This window comes from Haloplanus sp. HW8-1 (assembly GCF_023703795.1).
Taxonomy (GTDB): Archaea; Halobacteriota; Halobacteria; order Halobacteriales; family Haloferacaceae; genus Haloplanus; species Haloplanus pelagicus.
In genome coordinates this window covers 1,211,027-1,228,851 of record NZ_CP098518.1, presented here as the reverse complement: position 1 = coordinate 1,228,851, position 17,825 = coordinate 1,211,027, and the positions used below count along the sequence as shown (strand labels likewise).

General features: G+C 67.9%; 21 protein-coding genes. 7 read left to right on the top strand and 14 right to left on the bottom strand.

Annotation, left to right across the window (positions count from 1 at the left end):
- Window positions 1-94: 94 nt before the first annotated feature.
- The 9 genes from NBT82_RS06545 to NBT82_RS06505 are packed head-to-tail and all read right to left on the bottom strand — an operon-like array spanning window position 95 to window position 8,195.
- Complete coding sequence (locus NBT82_RS06545) at window positions 95-1,837, bottom strand: Na(+)/H(+) antiporter subunit D (protein ID WP_251330748.1); 1,743 nt, start codon at window positions 1,835-1,837, stop codon at window positions 95-97.
- Window positions 1,837-3,567, bottom strand: coding sequence for a proton-conducting transporter transmembrane domain-containing protein (locus NBT82_RS06540; protein WP_251330747.1), 1,731 nt, complete (start codon window positions 3,565-3,567; stop codon window positions 1,837-1,839). The genes NBT82_RS06545 and NBT82_RS06540 overlap by 1 nt, the downstream gene beginning before the upstream one ends.
- On the bottom strand, window positions 3,564-5,060 hold the full coding sequence (locus NBT82_RS06535) for a proton-conducting transporter transmembrane domain-containing protein (protein ID WP_251330746.1): 1,497 nt from the start codon (window positions 5,058-5,060) through the stop codon (window positions 3,564-3,566). Before NBT82_RS06535 ends, NBT82_RS06540 begins: the two co-directional genes overlap by 4 nt.
- A complete protein-coding gene (locus NBT82_RS06530; RefSeq protein WP_251330745.1) occupies window positions 5,053-5,421 on the bottom strand; it encodes a cation:proton antiporter subunit C in 369 nt (122 codons plus the stop codon). Before NBT82_RS06530 ends, NBT82_RS06535 begins: the two co-directional genes overlap by 8 nt.
- Complete coding sequence (locus NBT82_RS06525; RefSeq protein WP_251330744.1) at window positions 5,422-5,979, bottom strand: MnhB domain-containing protein; 558 nt, start codon at window positions 5,977-5,979, stop codon at window positions 5,422-5,424. It abuts the gene before it with no gap.
- Window positions 5,976-6,512, bottom strand: a complete 537-nt coding sequence (locus NBT82_RS06520; RefSeq protein ID WP_251330743.1) for a DUF4040 domain-containing protein — start codon at window positions 6,510-6,512, stop codon at window positions 5,976-5,978. Before NBT82_RS06520 ends, NBT82_RS06525 begins: the two co-directional genes overlap by 4 nt.
- Window positions 6,509-6,847 (bottom strand): monovalent cation/H(+) antiporter subunit G, encoded by a 339-nt coding sequence (gene mnhG, locus NBT82_RS06515; protein WP_251330742.1) that lies wholly within the window; start codon window positions 6,845-6,847, stop codon window positions 6,509-6,511. Before mnhG ends, NBT82_RS06520 begins: the two co-directional genes overlap by 4 nt.
- Window positions 6,844-7,125 carry a cation:proton antiporter gene (locus NBT82_RS06510; protein ID WP_251330741.1) on the bottom strand — a complete coding sequence of 94 codons (282 nt, stop codon included), beginning with the start codon at window positions 7,123-7,125 and terminating at the stop codon, window positions 6,844-6,846. The genes mnhG and NBT82_RS06510 overlap by 4 nt, the downstream gene beginning before the upstream one ends.
- A 2-nt stretch (window positions 7,126-7,127) precedes the next feature.
- A complete protein-coding gene (locus NBT82_RS06505) occupies window positions 7,128-8,195 on the bottom strand; it encodes a monovalent cation/H+ antiporter subunit E (protein ID WP_251330740.1) in 1,068 nt (355 codons plus the stop codon).
- Window positions 8,196-8,379: 184 nt separating this feature from the next.
- Here NBT82_RS06505 and NBT82_RS06500 point away from each other — a divergent pair, with 184 nt between their 5' ends.
- A complete protein-coding gene (locus tag NBT82_RS06500; protein ID WP_251330739.1) occupies window positions 8,380-8,754 on the top strand; it encodes a DUF7993 family protein in 375 nt (124 codons plus the stop codon).
- An 8-nt stretch (window positions 8,755-8,762) separates the two neighbouring features.
- Here NBT82_RS06500 and NBT82_RS06495 read toward each other — a convergent pair whose 3' ends face one another.
- Entirely contained in the window at window positions 8,763-9,422 is a 660-nt protein-coding gene (locus NBT82_RS06495) for an HAD family hydrolase (RefSeq protein WP_251330738.1), read from the bottom strand.
- A gap of 87 nt (window positions 9,423-9,509) precedes the next feature.
- Between NBT82_RS06495 and NBT82_RS06490 the strand changes: the two genes are divergently transcribed.
- Window positions 9,510-10,745: a DNA double-strand break repair nuclease NurA gene (locus tag NBT82_RS06490; protein ID WP_251330737.1), complete on the top strand. Its 1,236-nt coding sequence runs from the start codon at window positions 9,510-9,512 to the stop codon at window positions 10,743-10,745.
- A gap of 40 nt (window positions 10,746-10,785) precedes the next feature.
- On the opposite strand, the gene NBT82_RS06485 is transcribed toward NBT82_RS06490, so the two are convergent.
- The 4 genes from NBT82_RS06485 to NBT82_RS06470 form a co-directional block, all read right to left on the bottom strand.
- Window positions 10,786-11,124 (bottom strand): DUF7113 family protein, encoded by a 339-nt coding sequence (locus NBT82_RS06485; RefSeq protein ID WP_251330736.1) that lies wholly within the window; start codon window positions 11,122-11,124, stop codon window positions 10,786-10,788.
- A 94-nt stretch (window positions 11,125-11,218) separates the two neighbouring features.
- Entirely contained in the window at window positions 11,219-12,166 is a 948-nt protein-coding gene (locus NBT82_RS06480) for an alpha/beta hydrolase (protein WP_251330735.1), read from the bottom strand.
- A gap of 85 nt (window positions 12,167-12,251) precedes the next feature.
- Window positions 12,252-12,830 (bottom strand): hypothetical protein, encoded by a 579-nt coding sequence (locus NBT82_RS06475; RefSeq protein WP_251330734.1) that lies wholly within the window; start codon window positions 12,828-12,830, stop codon window positions 12,252-12,254.
- Entirely contained in the window at window positions 12,827-13,363 is a 537-nt protein-coding gene (locus NBT82_RS06470) for a DUF7344 domain-containing protein (protein WP_251330733.1), read from the bottom strand. Before NBT82_RS06470 ends, NBT82_RS06475 begins: the two co-directional genes overlap by 4 nt.
- A 213-nt stretch (window positions 13,364-13,576) precedes the next feature.
- Here NBT82_RS06470 and NBT82_RS06465 point away from each other — a divergent pair, with 213 nt between their 5' ends.
- The 5 genes from NBT82_RS06465 to NBT82_RS06445 all read left to right on the top strand — a co-directional run bounded on the left by NBT82_RS06465 (window position 13,577) and on the right by NBT82_RS06445 (window position 17,660).
- Window positions 13,577-14,215, top strand: a complete 639-nt coding sequence (locus NBT82_RS06465; protein WP_251330732.1) for a DUF1102 domain-containing protein — start codon at window positions 13,577-13,579, stop codon at window positions 14,213-14,215.
- Between the two features lie 90 nt (window positions 14,216-14,305).
- On the top strand, window positions 14,306-14,947 hold the full coding sequence (locus NBT82_RS06460; protein ID WP_251330731.1) for a hypothetical protein: 642 nt from the start codon (window positions 14,306-14,308) through the stop codon (window positions 14,945-14,947).
- 125 nt (window positions 14,948-15,072) lie between these two features.
- A complete protein-coding gene (locus NBT82_RS06455; protein WP_251330730.1) occupies window positions 15,073-15,645 on the top strand; it encodes a DUF1102 domain-containing protein in 573 nt (190 codons plus the stop codon).
- Between the two features lie 216 nt (window positions 15,646-15,861).
- On the top strand, window positions 15,862-16,386 hold the full coding sequence (locus NBT82_RS06450; RefSeq protein ID WP_251330729.1) for a DUF1102 domain-containing protein: 525 nt from the start codon (window positions 15,862-15,864) through the stop codon (window positions 16,384-16,386).
- The gene (locus NBT82_RS06445; protein ID WP_251330728.1) at window positions 16,386-17,660 is read left to right on the top strand and encodes a right-handed parallel beta-helix repeat-containing protein; all 1,275 of its coding nucleotides are present in this window, start codon (window positions 16,386-16,388) and stop codon (window positions 17,658-17,660) included. The genes NBT82_RS06450 and NBT82_RS06445 overlap by 1 nt, the downstream gene beginning before the upstream one ends.
- The last annotated feature ends 165 nt before the right edge of the window (window positions 17,661-17,825 follow it).

Here is a 17,825-nt window from a genome sequence, read left to right as displayed (position 1 = left end):
GGGTGTCGGATTGTAAATGTAGGGACGCCCCGGGGCACACGGGGGGACCGCGGTCCGGCCGAGGCGCGTTCGGCTCGTCGGTCGCCGGTCGGGATCAGACGAGACCCAGCCACGCCAGCACGCCGCCGAGAACGATCATGAGGATGAAGATGCTCCCGCCGATGTCGGCCCGGAACCGCGAGAGTGCGGCGGGATCGGCGCGGACCGCTGCGGCACGGTCGGCGAGGGCGACGGCGACTCGATCCACGGCCGCGTACGTCTCGGTCACCCCGTAGACCACCGTCCGCGTTCCATAGAAGACGAGCCGGTTGTACCCCGCGTCGACGTCGGGAACCCGGCCCACCTTCGACAGCGGGCGCTTCAGGATCACGAAGCCGACCACGCCCGCCGCCGCGAGGACGAGACCCTCGACCACGTGGGGGACGGTGTAGGTGTGGTACACGTGGCCGACGACGGCGCCGTCGGTCACGTCGAACGGGAGCAGAGCGAACAGCGCACCGTCGAAGACGCCGTAGAACACACACAGCGCCGCGACGAGCACCATCGGAACTTGCTGTCTTCGCGGTGCCGGCGTCACGGAGTCGCCCTCGTACGGCCCGTGGAGGAAGGCGTAGTAGCCGAACTTGATGAACGACAGGAAGGTTCCGACGCCGCCGACGAGGAGCAACAACTCCAGCGTGTAGAAGTCGCCAACGACGAGCGGCCCCTTCACGAACTCGTAGTGGCTGGCGGAGATGACGATGCCCTTGCTGACGAACCCGTTGAACCCGGGGAAGCCGGCGATGGAGAGCGCGGCGACGGTGAACGCCGCGGCGGTGACGGGCATCTTCCGAGCGAGACCGCCGAGATGCTTCAGGTTCTCCTCGCCGGTGCTGTAGACGACCGCGCCGGCGGTCATGAACAGGAGACTCTTGTAGAGGATGTGGTTGAAGACGTGACCGAACGCGCCCGCCTGTGCCAGCGCGCCGCCGATTCCCACCCCCGCGACCATGTAGCCGACCTGCGACTGGATGTGATAGGAGAGCAGGCGGCGCATGTCGTTCTGAAGGAGGGCGGCGGCGGCGCCGAAGACGGCCATCGCCCCGCCCATGTAGGCGATCAAAAGGTGACCCTCGGGGAACGCTCGGTACATCGCGTACACCCCCGTCTTGGTAGTGTAGACACACAGGAAGACGCTCGCAGCGATGTGCGGGCGCGGGTAGGTGTCGGGGAGCCACGCGTGCAGGCCGATGAAGCCGACGTTGACGCCGATACCGACGGCGACGAGCGCCTGCGCGACGGTACCGACCATGCCGTCGGCCGCCGAAAAGAGAAAGGAACCGACGGTCGCGTAATGCCAGGCGATCCCCCCGAGGACGAGGCTGCCCCCGACCCCGTGGAGGACGGCGTATCGAAAGCCCGCACGCACGGCCTTCCCGCCGTAGTCCCAGACGAGGATCGTACTCGTTACGGCCATCAGCTCCCACCACACGACCATCGTCAGCCAGTCGCCGGCGAAGACGGCCCCGAGGCTGGATCCGACGTAGGTGAGCGCGTAGGCGGTCTGTCGCTCGTTCGCGTCGGTCGCCCACGAGTAGCCGACGGCGACGGTGGCGATGAAGGCGAACACGAGGCCGACGACGCGCGAGAACGGATCGACCCTGAAGAGGACGGCGTCGAAGCCAAAGAGCGTCCCGGGCAGGTGGGTGCCGGCCGGAACGATCCACACCCAAACGGTGACCAGCGCGGTCGTGAGGCCGCCGACGAGGTGGCCGAGGCGGCGGCCGGCCACCCCCGTCACCAGCGCCGCGGCGAGGACGAGGAGTCCCGGCGGGACGGCGGTGAGCGGCGAGGCCATCAGACGGCCACCCCCGTCGCCGCCGTCGTGATGACCTTCACCAGCCGGAGGAAGACCGCAGTCCCCGGAATCACGCCGAGGACGACGGCACCCGTCATCGCCGCGAGGATGGGACCGAGTATGAACCACGTGCTCTCCCCGCCGCGCCAGCCGCGACGCTCCCAGCCGTCCGCGGGCGGCCCGCCGTGGTGGCTCTCGTGGCCGCCGTGGGGGGCTTCCTCCACCACGTCGTCATCCTCGTGACCGCCGTTGGACTCCCTGCCCGACGGGGTCCCGCTCTCGTCGCTCGCGGGACCGCCGTCAGTCACGGGGTCGGGATCCGGTGTCGGCGTCTCGGGGAGGATCGATCGCGTCTCGCCGCCCAGCGGGAACTCGAGGAGCGGTTTGGCGTCGTGTTCGTCTTCGCTCTCGAAGAACGCCTGGTAGAAGACGGGCCAGAAGTACGCGATGTTGAGGACGCCCGAGAGCAGAAGGACGACGGCGAACACCGGCTGACCGGCGCCGACACTCCCCAACAGGAGATACCACTTGCTGACGAAGCCGGCAACCAGCGGAATGCCGGCCATTCCTGCGGCAGCGACGCCGAACGCGAGCATCGTCAGCGGCATGCGCTTGCCGATGCCGGCCATCTCGCTGATGTCGTCGGTGTGGGTCTCGACGTGGATGGCTCCCGCGGTAAAGAAGAGTGTGAGCTTCATGAACGCGTGGGCGGGGATATGCAGGAGTCCGCCGACGATCGACTGCGGGTCGAGGATGGCGATGCCGAGGACGATGTAGGAGAGCTGACTCACCGTCGAGAACGCGAGTCGACGCTTGAGGTTGTCCTGCCTGAGCGCGATGACGCTCGCGAGCAGGAGGGTGGCGGCGGCGACGACAGCTAGCGGGAGCCCCATCCCCAGCGATCCGGTGAGGTCGACGCCGTAGACGTCGAGGACGACCCGCGCGATGCCGAAGACGCCGCTCTTGACGACGGCGACGGCGTGGAGCAGGCCGGAGACGGGCGTCGGCGCCACCATCGCGTCCGGGAGCCAGGAGTGCAGGGGCATGAGCGCCGCCTTGACGCCGAACCCGCCGATCAGGAGGACGAACGCCGCCCGCGCGAGGACGGGGTCGGCGTTCGCGAGGCCGGCGATGCCGCCCGCTGAGAAGGCCGTCGTGCCGGTCAGCGTCGCCACCAGCACCGTCCCGGCGAGGACGGCCACGCCACCCCCGAAGGTGTACGCGAGGTACTTGCGGCCGGCGGCGCGGGCCTCGGCCGTCTCGTCGTGGGTGACCAGCGGGTACGTGGCGACCGTCAGGAGTTCGTAGAAGACAAAGAGGGTGACGAGGTTGGCGGCGAAGGCGACGCCGATGGCGGCGGCGACGCTCGCTGCGAAGGCCGCGAAGTAGCGTGTCTGGTCGTCCTCGTCGAGACCGCGCATGTAGCCGACGCTGTAGAAACTGGTCACCAGCCAGAGCAGGCTCGCGACCGTAGCGAAAAGCATCCCGAGTGGGTCCGCCCGCAAGGAGAGTTCGACGCCGGCGACGAGCGATCCGAGCGTCGAGACGTGGACCGTCCCGGCGAGGGCGTCGGGGAGCATGCTGGCGACGAGGGCGAAGGCACCCCCGGCTGCGAGTACGGTCCACGCTTCACGGAGGTTCGGCCGGCGGGCGGAGGCGAGGATCGGTACGACGGCCACCGCCGCGACGGCGACGGCCAGAGCCGGTCTGAGTGAGGCGATGTCGGTCATGGCGAGAGGAGCGTGTCGATGGTCGGTTCGAGCGCAGTCCCGAGGTCGGTGACGACGACGCCGAGGGCAACGGCGACGACGGCGGCGCCGACGACGAGGGCGAGCGCACGGCGACTCGGCTCGGAGGGTCGGTCGGGGCCGTCGCTCCCGCCGTCGGTCGCGGCGCGCACGCTCGCGGAGGCCGGCGCGACGAACATCCGCTCGACGAGCAGAGCGAAGTACGCGAGCGTCAGCAGCGTCGAGGCGAAGATGACGACCGCGACCGGCCAGGTGCCCGCGCGAACGGCGCCGAGGGCGATGTACCATTTGCCCGCGAAGCCGACGGCGGGTGGGACGCCCACCATCGCGAGCATGAGGACGGCGCTCGCCCCGCCGAGGACTGGGAATCGGTCGGCGAGGCCGGCGTACTCCTCGACGGTCCGGGCGCCAGTCAGGTCGGCGACGGCGCCCGCAGCGACGAACAGCCCGCCCTTCATGATCGCGTGGCCGAGGAGGTGAACGACGGCGCCGAAGACGGCCGCCGGCGTGCCGATGGCGATCCCGACGACGACCAGGCCGTACTGGGAGACCGAGGAGTACGCGAGCATCCGCTTGACCTCGGACTGAGCGACGGCGAGGACGCTCCCGACGACGATGCTGACGGCCGCGAAGGCGATCAGGGCGTCCCGAGCGACGGGTACGGCCTCGAAGAACGCCGGCGTGTAGACGGTGTACACCAGCCGCAACAGGGCGTACGCCGCCACGGTCGAGACGAGCGCGGCGATCACCGCGCTCACGCTGTCCGGGGCGTCGCCGTAGGCGTCGGGTTGCCAGGTGTGAAGCGGGAACAGCGCCGTCTTGGTCGCGAGACCGACGACGATGAACCCGAAGGAAGCGAGCACGAGCGGCGAGCCGTAGCCGGCCCGTGCCAGCTCCGTCGAGAGGTCGGCCATGTTGAGCGTCCCCGTCGCCACGAGGGCGTAGCCGACGCCGAGCAGGTACAGCGAGGCGGCGACGGTCCCGAACAGGAGGTATTTGAGCGCCGACACCGCGGATCGGCCGGTTCCGGCGCTCGCGACCAGCGCGTAGGTCGCCAGCCCCGTGATTTCGAGGAAGACATAGAGGTTGAACACGTCGCCGGTGACGGCCATCCCCGAGAGCCCGGTCGCGAGTAGGAGGTACTCGGTGTAGAAGGCTGTGCCGCCGGGGTCGTCCTCGCTCACGAACGCCAGCGCGGCGAGCGAGACGACCGCGACCAGGACGAGTACGACCGCCGACAGGCCGTCGACGACGAGTTCGATGCCGTAGGGGGCGACGAACCCGCCGACGCCGACCGAGAGCGGGCCCTCGGTGAGGGCGGTCGTGCCGAGCCACGCCGCGAGGAGCGTCTGCACGGCGAGGGTCACCCATGCGACCAGCGCCGGGCCGCGGACCGTCACCAGTCCCGTCGCGACGGCGAGGAGCGCACCGAACAGGGGGATGGCGACCAGCAGCGGGAGGAACGCGTCACTCATTCGCCCGCACCTCCCGCAAGGTGTCCTCGTTGACGGTGCCGTAGCTCTCGTAGATGCGCACGACGAGGCCGAGGGCGACGGCGGTGAGGCTCACGCCGACCACGATGGCGGTCAGGATCAGGACGTGAGGGAGCGGGCTGACGAACGAGCCGCCACCGCTCCCGCCGCTCGAGACGACCGGCGAGCGTCCGCCCGTGCGGAACGCAGCCGAGATGAAGAACACGAAGATGCCCGTCTGGAAGACGTTCATCCCGATGATCTTCTTCACGAAGTTGTCGCTCTCGATCATGACGTACGCACCGATGGCGAGCAGGATCACCACGGCGAGGTACGTGTACTTCGTCGTCAGGAGTTCGATCATCTAGCCGTCCTCCTCGCCCGGTTCGGTCGCTTCGCGGGCGGTATCGACGCCGGTCCCGAGCAGGAAAAAGAGTCCGGTGATGACGCCGGCGACCACCATGCCGATGCCGACTTCCACGAGTTCGATGCTGTACTTGCTACCATGATGGAAGAGCGTCTCGTACGCGGAGACCTGCAGGAAGGTGTCGCCGACGAGATACCCCCCGAAGCCGACGAGGAGGAAGGTTCCCAGTCCGGCGAGGACGAGGCCGGCCAGGTGTTCGTTGCGCAGGTGGGCCGCGATGGGCTCGATGCCGAACGCGAACCCGAGCATGACGACGGTCGTCGCGGCGATGACGCCACCCTGGAAGCCGCCGCCGGCGGAACTCGCGCCGTGGAACATGACGAACACGCCGAGGGTCAACACGAAGGGAGCGATGACCCGCACGGTCGTCATGATGATCGTACTCTCCACGTAGGGCGGTCGATCCTCCGCAGGGCGAGTGAGGCGGCCGTCGGTCGGGGCCGCGTCGTCCCGGTCCGTGTGGTCGGCGGCCGAGGGTGGGTCCCGATCGCTCATACGAACGCCTCCCGTCGGAGTACGAGCAGCATCGCGATGCCCGCGGCGAAGACGACCGCCGCCTCCCCGAGGGTGTCGAAACCCCGATAGCCGACGAGAACCGCCGTGACGACGTTCGTCACGCCGGTCTGCTTGTAGGCGTTGTCGAGGTAATACTGGCTCACCTCGCCGCCCAGGATCGGCGTCCCGGCGGATCCGACCGGGGGAAGGGCCGGGACCGTCGCGCCGACCGTGACGACGATGGCGACGACGGCCAGAGCGGACCGAAGGCTGATCCCTTCGAACCGCTCGGAGCGCGAGACGGTGGTCCGGGCGATGGTGAGCAAGAACAGGACGGTCGTGATGCCGGCGCCGACGGCAGCCTCGGTGAGTGCGACGTCCGGCGCCCGGAGGAACGCCCAGAGAACGGCGACGCCGAAACTGTAGCCCGCGAAGGCGACGATGCTACCGACCACGTCGCGGAGGAGGGCGGCAGCGAGGGCGCTCCCGACGATGAACAGGAGGACCGCTGCGACGGGGAGCGAGAGGCTCACTGCGTCTCTCCCCCCTCGTCCTCGTCCCAGGCGGCGTTCTCGCCGACCGGCTCGACGTCCTGCGCCCGGCCCGCGCGGGCGATGGCGTGGGCGGCGGTTGGGCTCGTCAGGAAGAGAAACAGAAGCAGGAAGACCATCTTCATCGACTCGGTGGTGACCCCGAGGACCGTGGCGGTCCCGGCGATGGCGAGCACCGAACCGAGCGTGTCGCTTTTCGAGGCCGCGTGGAGGCGCGAGTAGAGGTCTGGCAGGCGGAGTAGCCCGACTGTGGCGACGAGGCCGAAGAACGTCCCGCCGATGACGAGCGCAGCCGCCAGATACTCGACGGGCGTCATATGACGCCACCCCACTCGACGGTGAACTTCGAGACGGCGATGCTCATCACGAAGTTGAGGAGGGCGTACACCAGCGCCACGTCCAAGTAGCCGTATTCACCGAGCGCGACACTCACTAGGGCGATGACGATGACGGTGTTCGTGCCGACGACGTTGATGGCGACGATTCGGTCCTGCGTGGTCGGCCCGCGGACCACCCGGTAGAGCAGAACGACTGCGAACAGTGCGAACACGCCGGCAGCAGCGAGGAAGATCCGCGAGAGCATCGCAGACACCATGGTCAGCGTTCTCCCTCGTCGTCGCGGCGTTCGCGCGGCGACGGAATGCGTGCGGACTCCCGGCCGTAGAAGACGAAGCGGACGAAGCGTTCGAGCGTGCCTTCGAGGAGATCGTCCTCCGCGCCCGGGATGAGTGCGTGGACCATGAAGTGCTGTCGGCTCACGTCGACGGTCAGTGTCCCGGGCGTCAGCGTGATCGAGTTGGCAAGCGTCGTAACCGGCATGTCGCCCCAGACCGCGGCGTCGAACTCGACGGTCCGTGGCTCGATCGGCAGGTCGGGATGGAGGACCACGTACGCCAACGCGACGTTTGCCTTCGTGATCTCCCAGAGGAGGATCGGCGTGTAGATGGCCATCCGGAGGACGGTCGCGCCGACATACCGGAGTCGCGGCAGTTCGCCTTTCATCGACACGCGGGCCAGCGTGAGCGTCACGACGGCCGCCGTCGCGACGCCGGTGACCAGTTCGTAGGCGTCGGTGACGTGCCAGCCCCCGAGGGCGAGATAAAACAGGAGCGAGGCGGCGTACACCACGAACAGTTCGCGCAAACCGATCTCGGTGAATGGGAGGCGACGGCTCGTCCGGCGAGTGACGGGCGCCTCCAGCACGTCGAAGCCGCGTTCTGCGAGTTCCGCCTCGAAAGAGCGCAGGAGCGGAACGTTCCCGCCGGGGCGAAACGAGGGGTCGACGACGATCCGGTCGACCTCGTTGGCCTCGGCGTAGCGACCGACGACCGCTGCGAAGTCGCCGGGACTGAACACGTACTCGTCGGTGCCGACGGTCGCGGATTCGAACGTGACGGTCGGGGGGTGGTCCTCGCCGATCAGTTCCTCGAGATCCTCCGTCGCCCAGGCGACGGCCCGTTCCAGCAGCGACGACGCCGAGGCCACGCTCTCCCGGTCGGTCTCGTAGATCCGCCAGCGTGCGGGGAAGATGAAATGTACGGCCACGGGATCGTCGGTCGAGTCGGCCGATTCGTGGGCCCGCTCGACCGCGTAGGTAACCGTCCGCCGCAACGTCTCCGAGTCGCCGACGGGGACGAGGAGGTCACGGCCGCGATCAGTCGCCATCCAGTGGTCGACCTCCGGCGACCCGAGCGGTGGCTCCCACGTTCATCCTTGTCATCGTGTAGGCTTCGGTTCCGCTTTCATAACTATTGCTATACTGTCAGCGGGATCGTGTCGGGAGACACTCGCGTTGGCGACCGTGGCAGCGACGGGGAGCGTTGAAAGCCTTCCGCTCTCAAAGGGTCGTATGGTCGAGACCAGCCTCTCCGACGGAATGCGGATCGCCCAGCTACTCGCCTCTGATCTCGTCGGTCACGAGGGACGGCTCGCGGGGGTGACGGTGACCGACGCCGACCCGGACGTCGAGCCGACGACGGACGGACGACGTGCCTACGCGGTCAGCGCCGACGGCGAGCCACTGGCGACGGCGTTCGTCCACCCCGAGCGCGTCCGCCTCGATTTCCGGGTCGCTCCCGAGGCCGTCGTCGAGGCCGCGACCGACGTCGGACTTCGTCGCCGTCCCAAGGCAGTCGAGCCGCCGCAGTCGATCGTCTTCGTCGAGAACGGTGCCGAGGTGAAGCGCGCGCTCGCCGTCGTCGAAGCCGCTGTCACGAGCCGCTGATTCGGTGGCTACCGTGCGTCGAGGATCGCCGGAAGCCGCGTCGCCAGGTCGTCACGCTCCACGTGGGCAAACGCCGCCGGATCGGGGGCGGGACCGCCGGGAAAGAGAACCTGCACCGCGTCGATGCCGGCGGCCACCGCGCCGCCGACGTCGGCACCGACGTCGTCGCCCACGAACACGGTTTCGTCGGCGTCCGCGTCCAAGGCGTCGAGGAGCGCCTCGAACGCCGCCGCGTCGGGTTTGCCGGCGCTGAGTTCGCCCGTGACCAGCGCGACGTCGAAGGTGTCAGTCCACCCAAGCGTCCGGAGCTTCGATCGCTGTGCGACGACCGGTCCGTTCGTCAGGAGGCCGAGACGGTACCGCTTCCGGAGGGTGGCGAGCATCGACTCGACGCCGGTCACCGGTTCGAGCGAGTCGTTCACCCGGGTCCGGTAGGCGCGAGCGAGTGCGTCGGCGTCGGCGCCGGTGTCCAACTCGTCGAGGAGCCGCGCGAACACCGGCTCCCGGCTCCGTTCTGTCAGGTTGTCGGCGTGAGCGTCGAGATACGCCTCCCGCGAGCGCGGAGGTGCGTCGACGGCACGCATCGCCTCCGCCAGCAGCGTCTCGCGGTCGACCCTCGTGACGGCGAGCGTGTCGTCGAGGTCGAACGCCACCGCGGCCGTATCCATATTTCCCCTATCCGGCCGAGGGGGTATGAGCGTGCCGTCTGCGAACGGATCCGGAGTGTCTTTGTGCTGCCGACCGATGGGTGGGTCATGACTCTCGATCCGGTCCACGTCGACGGGATCGCCGACCTCGCCGCCCTTCTCGGTCGCCGGGTCGACGACACCGACCACGACGAGTTGGCACGGACGGCGTTCGAGGAGTGGCTCGACCCGCTCCGCGCCGACGGACGGGTGGTGATCGAGCCGGTCGGCGACCGCCGCCTGCGCTCGGTCCTCGTCGACGACGTGGCACTGATCGAGCCGCCCTACCCGACGGTCCACGGTCTCGATTCCGGGACGATCAACCCGACCACGTTCAAAAACGGCCTGGTACTGGACGTGGCCCACGCCGCGATGGCCGCGGAACCGTCGGACCTCGACCTCCATCGCGCGCGAAGCCTGGTGACGACCGTCCACGCCAACGACCCGACGCTCGCGCTCGGCACCGACTGGGTGCGTCGCGACGAGGGCTACTTCCGGCGCAAGATCCTCCACGCGCCCCGAGTGAATCGCTACGCCGAAGGCGTCGTTCACGCGCTCGCCCTGTATCTGGCCGAGAGTTCTCACGCCCTCGAACACGCCGACGCCGTCGACGACTGTCTCCTCCTCGACGGCCCGCTCTACCCGAAGGAACTCCTCAACTGGCAGGATCGCGACGCCGAACTCGGGGCGCTGGCGACGGAGGCCAAACCCCGCGCCATCGTCGGAAACTACGTCCGTCTCGTCGAGCGATTCCTCGACCGGGGCGCCGCCATCGCCGGCTTCGTCAAGAACCCCTCGCCGAAGCTGATCACTCGGACGCTCCGCGATCGGGGTGTCGACGCGCCGTGGGTCGACGACACCGCGTTCTTCACACGGCTGCTCGAATCGGACGGCGAGGACCGGCGGACCGACCGACTCGCGTTCACCAACTGGTTCCGCTCCCGTGGAGGCTCCGACCGGACGCTCGCAGCCGACGGCGACGCCCTCGGCGTGGACCGTCGGCGCGACCCCGCCGACTACGAACTGACCTTCTTCGTGGTCTACGACCCCCGCGAGGATCTGTGCTACCGGATCGAGGCGCCAGCGGGGCTGACCCGCGACGCCGCGGCACGCGACCGTCTCACCCGACAGATCCTTCGCGACGTGGCGACCGCGAGGGGGCCACCCCCGGTCGTCGAGCGAGCGGACGCGCTCGCCCGAATCGGCGTCGACGAGAAGGCCGCGTTACGCCGGAAGTTCGAAGAGCGCCTGGACTCCCCGTTCGTCCGCACGTACGACGACCACCGCTGGGGCGAGGAGTTCTGAGCCGCGGTCGGCCGGTTACGATCGGGCGCGGGGAAGCGGATCAGTCGATCGGGTCGGCCTTCTCGATCTCGATGGCGACCGTCGACTCCGGGACGCCGACCCGGGCGAACTGGGTTCGCAGGTGCTCTTTCGCGGCCTCGATCGCCTGGTCACGCGTGTCGAACCCGCGAGGCATCGGCGATTCGAAGGCGATCCGAATCTCCTCGCCGTCGATCTGCGTCGTCGAGCCGCCGCTCTCCACCTCGTAGAACTCGTCGCACACCCACACGTAGGCTGCGTCTTCGTCCGGGGCTCCCTGGAAGCTCGGGGCCCGCTCGCCCCGTTCGTACACGGTCCCGGTGAGCGTCGTATCCCCACCCATCCCACGGATCAGTAACATCGATTTTCGGTACGCGGCCCCGACGTAAAAGACGTGTGTGGTGACTCTCGGGGATGAGAACTGCCGGCGGGCCAGTGGCGATCCAGCCCGGTGCTCACTCCCGTCCGAAGGCGGCGCCCAGATCGGCCGCGATCAGGCTGCGCGCGTCCACTGCCCGATCCAGGTCGGGAAAGGACGCGAACACGTGGACCATTTCCGGGTAGTTCTTGTGAGTGACCGGGACACCCGCCGCGCGCAAGCGGTCGGCGTACGCCGCTCCCTCGTCCCGGAGCGGATCGTAGCCCGCCGTGATCACCGTCGCGGACGGTAGACCCCCAAGCTCCGGCGCCTGCAACGGTGAGGCGTACGGATTGGCGCCGTCGAGAGCGTCGCCGAGGTAGCGATTCCAGTACCACCGCATGCTCGCCCGCGAGAGCAGATACCCCTCGGCGTTCTCTGCGTAGGAGTCGGTGTCGAAAGCGTGGTCGGTTGCCGGATAGAGGAGCACCTGGTGGGCAACGTCGGGGCCGCCGCGCTCGCGAGCCAGAAGCGTCACTGCAGCCGCAAGGTTCCCCCCGGCGCTGTCTCCGCCCACCGCCACCCGATCCGGGTCACCGCCGACGATCCCCGCGTGTTCGGCGGCCCACGCCGTCGCCGCGTAGGCGTCGTGGACCGCGGCCGGGAACCGATGTTCGGGTGCTCGACGGTAGTCGACGGACACGACGGTACACTCTACCCGTTCCGCGAGTAGTCGACAGAGCCCGTCGTGAGTGTCGAGATCACCGCGCACCCACCCGCCGCCGTGGAAGTAGACAAGCACCGGATGGTCCTCGCCGGGCGGTGAGTACGTCCGAATCGGGAGTGGCGTCTCGGGATCGGTGCCCGGCCCGGGGATCGAGAGGTCCCGAACGGTGAGGTCGTCGTCCGGCGGCGTCTCCGATACGAGCAGGTCACGGAGGGCGTCGCGGGCGCCCGCAACCGAGAGGGCGTGGGTCGGTGGGAGGTCGACGCGGTCGATGATCTCCTCGGCCTCCCGGTGGAGCTCCGGCGCCCGCTTGGTCATGGCAGACGTGCGGCGGCGAGGGCACTTGGGGTCGAGCTAGTCTTGGTCACGGCCCGGAGGGTAGTCTCCGCGGATACAAAAGTGATCACCCGCCGCGCGCTCGGGGCGTCCCGACGGCCTCGTGTCCCGTCTCACCAGCCGTCGCGTTCGACGGTCCGCCGTCCGGACAGTCGACGTCGAACGTCCGTACCGGCCCGGAGACGGAGACGTTCGCCCCGACGGCATCGAGGACGCGGACGGTCAGGCTGTCGGCGCCCGAAACGTTGCCGTGTGGCGGTTTTACCTGGATATCGGCGCCGTCTCCGGGGCGGTACGGACCGACGAACGTCAGGGTCACCGATTGCCCCGAGGCGAGTTGGTGGGTCGGTCCGCCCGTCCCGACGCGAACCTCGCCGCCACCGGCGGTCGCCCGCACGACGAACCGATCGATGACAGTCTCGCCGACGAACTGGTTTCTGACGAACTCCCCGTTGTCGCCGACACCGTGACCCATCCCGCACTGCAGGTCGTCCGCGAATCCGATGTAAGCGTCGTCGTTATCGACGATGGCGACCGAGAGCCCTCGATCGGCGGTTACCGAACCGTAACTCCCGACACCAAGCGCCGAACTCGCCGCTACACAGAGGGCGAGTATCGCGACGAGATGCCGGGCCCGACGACTCATCCGTCGATCTCTGGTGGTGCTCCGTCGGATCCCAGGCGCATCTTTCTCGTGTAGTACGTGTGGATCGAGGCCAGTGCCGCGATGGCCGTGATCGTGAACATGGCACAGCTGGCATCGCTCAACCCTGCGAGAATGGGTGCCCCGAGCGCGTGGCCGAGTGTCACGAGTCCCGCCAGTCCCCCCATCCCGAGATAGTAGAGACTCCACGGCACGTCGTTCCCCTCGACGACTTCGAGGTAGACGTCGACCTCGTCGGCCTCGTCGGTGAGTTCCACCTCTCCCGCCCGCCGATCGAAGCGAACCAGGTTCAGGTCCTCCATCTTCGGCAGGTGGAACTGCTGAAGCGACGTGTAGACGTTCTTACGTGCATCCGAACCCACCGCGGCGACGTCGATGTCGTTCTCCCACGCGGCGACGTGCTCGGCAAGGGCCCCCAGCGCCGCCCGCGCGTCGTTCCGCCGCAGGTAGTGGATGACGAACCGCCGCCGTCGGTTGCTCAGTACTTCGTATACGTCGTCTCGTGCAAGGCTCATGCGTTCGAAGTTCCCCCTTCGGTTTCGGGAAGGAATAATCCCGGCACGCTACATAAGTAACCGCTGCCGACTGTCGTTTCAGGAACGGCCAGCCGTCGCTCAGTCCCGCCCTGAAAGCGATCAAACTGTCCTTGGAACACGTCAACGTCCCGTTGAAGCGGATCTACGGGCCGTTATCATCCATTCAATCGGATTACAACAAGGAGGGAGGATGTGCAGGGGACAGACGTGCTCCGGACGGGGCACGTGGCACACATGCAACGGCGAAAGTTCATCGCGGCGATAGGATCGGTCGCAGCTGGAGCAGCGGCGACTGTCGGCACCGGCGCGTTCACGACCGTTCAGGCCGACCGAAGTGTGGCCGTGCAGGTCGCCGGTGACGCGAACGCTTTCCTGGGACTCGACAGGGTGACCGGGAGCGCAAACTCCCAGGCGTACGTGACCGGATCCCCGTCGAGTGGCGAAATCAGCTTCGACTTCAGCAGTTCGAACGGGACGAGCGACCTGGGAGATGGGTTCAATCCCGACGCGGTGACACGGATCGACGATCTGTTGCTGGTGACCAACCGGGGCACGCAGAACGTCAACTTCTGGGTCGACATCTCGAGTCTCAACACCGGCAGTGCGTCGGTAACGATATCGACTGACTCCACCAACGCCGCCGAGACTGGTGGGTCCGCCGGATCCGACCAACTGGCCTACAACGGGAGCAACGCTGGTAACGTCGACGTGTACACGCTCGCGCCCGGAGACAGCATCGTCCTCGACCTTGAGGTCGACACGACGGGACAGGGACCCGCGAGTCTGTCGGGAACGGTCACCTTCGTCGCGGAGAACGGCGGATCCCCGTAGGCCCGCCACACCCACGCAGGAGCGCCGAAGTTCGGGCACGGCGGTTCGACTCCGCCGGTGGGCTTCGCCCGAGAGGGCGACTGAAAAACCATGCAACGACGCAAGTTCATCGCCGGGATGGGATCGCTCGCCGCCGCCGGGGCGGCCACCATCGGTACGGGTGCGTTTACCAGCGTGCAGGCGGATCGGACGGTCAGCGTCAGCGTCGCCGACGACGCGAACGCGTTCCTGGCTATCGAGCCCGAGAGCAACAGCCCGAACGCCAACGAATACGTGGATACGTCGGGCAACGCCGTGAGTCTCGACTTCACGAGTACCGACGCCCCGGGCAACGGCCAGGGGATCAACGACAACGCGACCACCGAGTTCGACGACCTCCTCAGGATCACGAACCAGGGGACGCAGGGCGTCTACGTCGGCTACGGTGGCGATGGCAGTGGAACCACGCTCACCAACGCCAATTTCGCGCTCTACCACGAAGACCCCGATTTCACCGGGTCGGGTAGCGGTTCAAACTACGATGCCAGCGCCGGGAACTACAACAACGACGGTCAGTTGAACATCGACACCGCTCCCGACGCCGACAGCGACGGGAACCCGGACCTCGTCTACCTCACCCCGGGTGAGACGCTAAACAACGTCGGTGCGTTCTTCTTCGGATCGCCCGACACGTCGACGATCAATTCGACGCCAGTGACGTTCCGCGCCGCAGCAACCTTCGCCGACCTGTAGCCGCGAGCACCTCGGCGACCGGTACGACCTTCCCCCACGCTGGCACGCAGCACCTCCGACCTTTGGGGGTCGCAGCGAGGCGGTTCAACTCCGCCGGTGGGCTTCGATCGACGGCGACCACGACCATGAAACGACGACGACTGCTGCTCGGTTTCGGCGCCATGGCGGGCACGAGCGGCGCCGTCGGTTCGGGCGCGTTCACGAGCGCAGAAGCCAAGCGCAGCGTGTCGGTCGCAGTGGCGAGCGACACCGAATCGTTCCTCGAACTCGGCCCCTGCGAGGGGAGTTCGAACGGCGAGTACGTCCGGACTGAGAATGGGGTACTGTCGCTGGATCTGAGTGCGGAAAACCCGACCCTCGGCGGCGGAACGGGCGTCAACCGGAACGCGACGACCGTCCTCGACGACGTCTTCGAGATCCGAAACGCCGGAACCCAATCGGTCGGCGTCTGGGTGACCGTCGATGCCGCGGTGGCGGCGACCGGTGACCCCGCGATCGAGTTCTTCCGGGGTGGCGATCCGAGTCGAGGGATCGTCGGGCGGGACGAGGCCGTCTGTCTCGACGTGGGGGAGTCGACCCGCGTGGGATTCGTGGTCCGAACTCACGGTGTCTCCGACGGTGACGACCTGTTTGCCACGCGGCCGGGCGGGGACGGCGAGGCGCTGGTGATCAACGCGGATGCGGAGGTGACGTGCTGAGGTGCGGAGGTGCTGGTGTCTCCTGCGGACAACCGCGGACCGATGGTACGCCGCCGGACTACGAGCGCGACCGTCGGCGGATGGATCGAGACACGAGCCGATTCGCCCACTCGGAGCACGGCGGTTCGACTCCGCCGGTGGGCTTCTCCCGGGAGGGTACGCCGGACAGCGATCGAACGAACGACGTACCCGCCCGGGCGGGAGATTCGATTACTCATGAATCGACGACAACTCCTCGCGGCGATGGGGGCACTGGGCGGTGGCGGGGCGATCGTCACCGGAACGGGCGCGTTCACGAGCGTGCAGGCCGACCGCGACGTCGCGGTTCAGGTGGCCGACGACGCGAACGCGTTCCTCGCGCTGGAAGCCACCGGCCCAAACGCGCCGTATACGGACACGAGCGACGGCCAGTTAGGTATCGATCTCACGAGCGACAACGCCACCGGCGCGGGCGGCCAGGGCGTCAACACCGATGCGGTCACCGTCATCGCGGACCTCTTCGAGGTCCGCAACCAAGGGACCCAGGAGATCGAGGTAGAGATCACGCCGCTGACGTTCGTGGACACGGACTCGGGCAACACGCTCATCGTGTTGCTCGTTCCGGAGACGAGCTTCCCGTCGGTGACGCTCACGCCGGGTGACGCGGAAACGTACAGCCTCGTCGTGGACGCGTTCCCGGGCGGCACGAGTCCGGATATCGGGATCGACGACACGATGACCGTCACGGGGGAGGCCACGTAATGCCCGACAGACACGGGCCGATGCGGGCGCTGTATCAGAGCCAGGGGACACCCAGCACCACCTGGGAGAGCTTCGAGTCCGGGACGCCGAACGACGTCCTCGACCGGACAACCCGCGGGATCCTGCAGACCGACCCGGGGTGGCTGGCCGACGTGCTCACCCCGAACGAGGTCACCGCGGTGGAGGAGGCGTTCGGCGTGACCATCGGAGAGTCGGGTGACGGGGGCGAGGAACTCCCCGCGTACCCCGACGCGGTTCTGGTGAGCAAGACCCTCGGCGACCGTCCGGGATTCAACGCGATTCAGGATGCGATCGACGGGACGAACCCGGTCAACGGCGCCGACGGCGCGACCGACGGCGACCTGATCGTCGTGGAGTCGGGGACCTACGAGGAGCGGCCGGTGGTCGACGGAACGACCGGCCTCACGATCCGTGGAACCAGTCGGAGCGGTGTCGTCATCGACGCGAGCGACGACGGGCAGTTCACGAACCCGTACGGGTTCCAGGTCGAGGCGAACGGCACCACGCTCGAATCGTTCACGCTCGAGGGGCCGGTACAACCGTCGGCCGACGACTCCTATCCGGCGTCGTACTTCGGGCTCAAGATCGCAGGATGCCAGAACGTCCGCCTCGCGGACGTCACGGTTGCGGGATCGTCGCTTTCCCAGATCGATCTCAACAGCGTCGTCGGTGCGGAGCTGACGAACGTCGTCGCCGACGGAGCGAACGAGAACGCGGGTTCCACCGGCGGTACCGGCGTGTTCCTCACGAACTGCGTGGACGTACGGCTCGACGGGATCACTACCCGGAACAACGACTGGGGCGGCATCGCCGTCTCGGCGTGGTCCGGGGAGTACCCAACTCCGACCCCGACCGCTCGGGGCATCCGGCTCGAAGGGACCAACACGATCGAGGACACACCGATCCTCTACACGGAGGAACAGCCGAAGGAACTGCCGTTCCACGTCCCAGAGAGACGCGGCACGCGGGTCGATACCGACGAGGACGGGACCTGGGACGTGCGGTTCCCGCTCGACGGTCTATCGGAGGGTCCGGCTCACGACGTCACCGGCGCGACTGTCGACACTGGCGACGGGACCGGGAGTCTATCCGCCACACTTCTCTACGAACGGTCCGATCCCGCGGGACCGCCGCAGATCGCCGAACTGTACTTTCTCGATACCACGGCTGCGGAAGACGCAGCAAGCGGACTGGGGGAGGGCTACGAGGTCACCTCGATCGGCGAACTGGGCGGCGCGTCGACCGCCGAGTAGCCGTCCGGCCCATTCGCGACCGGGACACGGTAACGACGCTGGATGGAGGGTCGGCTTCCCGACGAGTTCGTCCGCTGGGACGCTCTCGACGTGTTACATGTCTCGACATGTGATCGGAGCGAGTCGCTGTCGTTCGACGATCGGTTCAATGGGTGTGAGAATCGG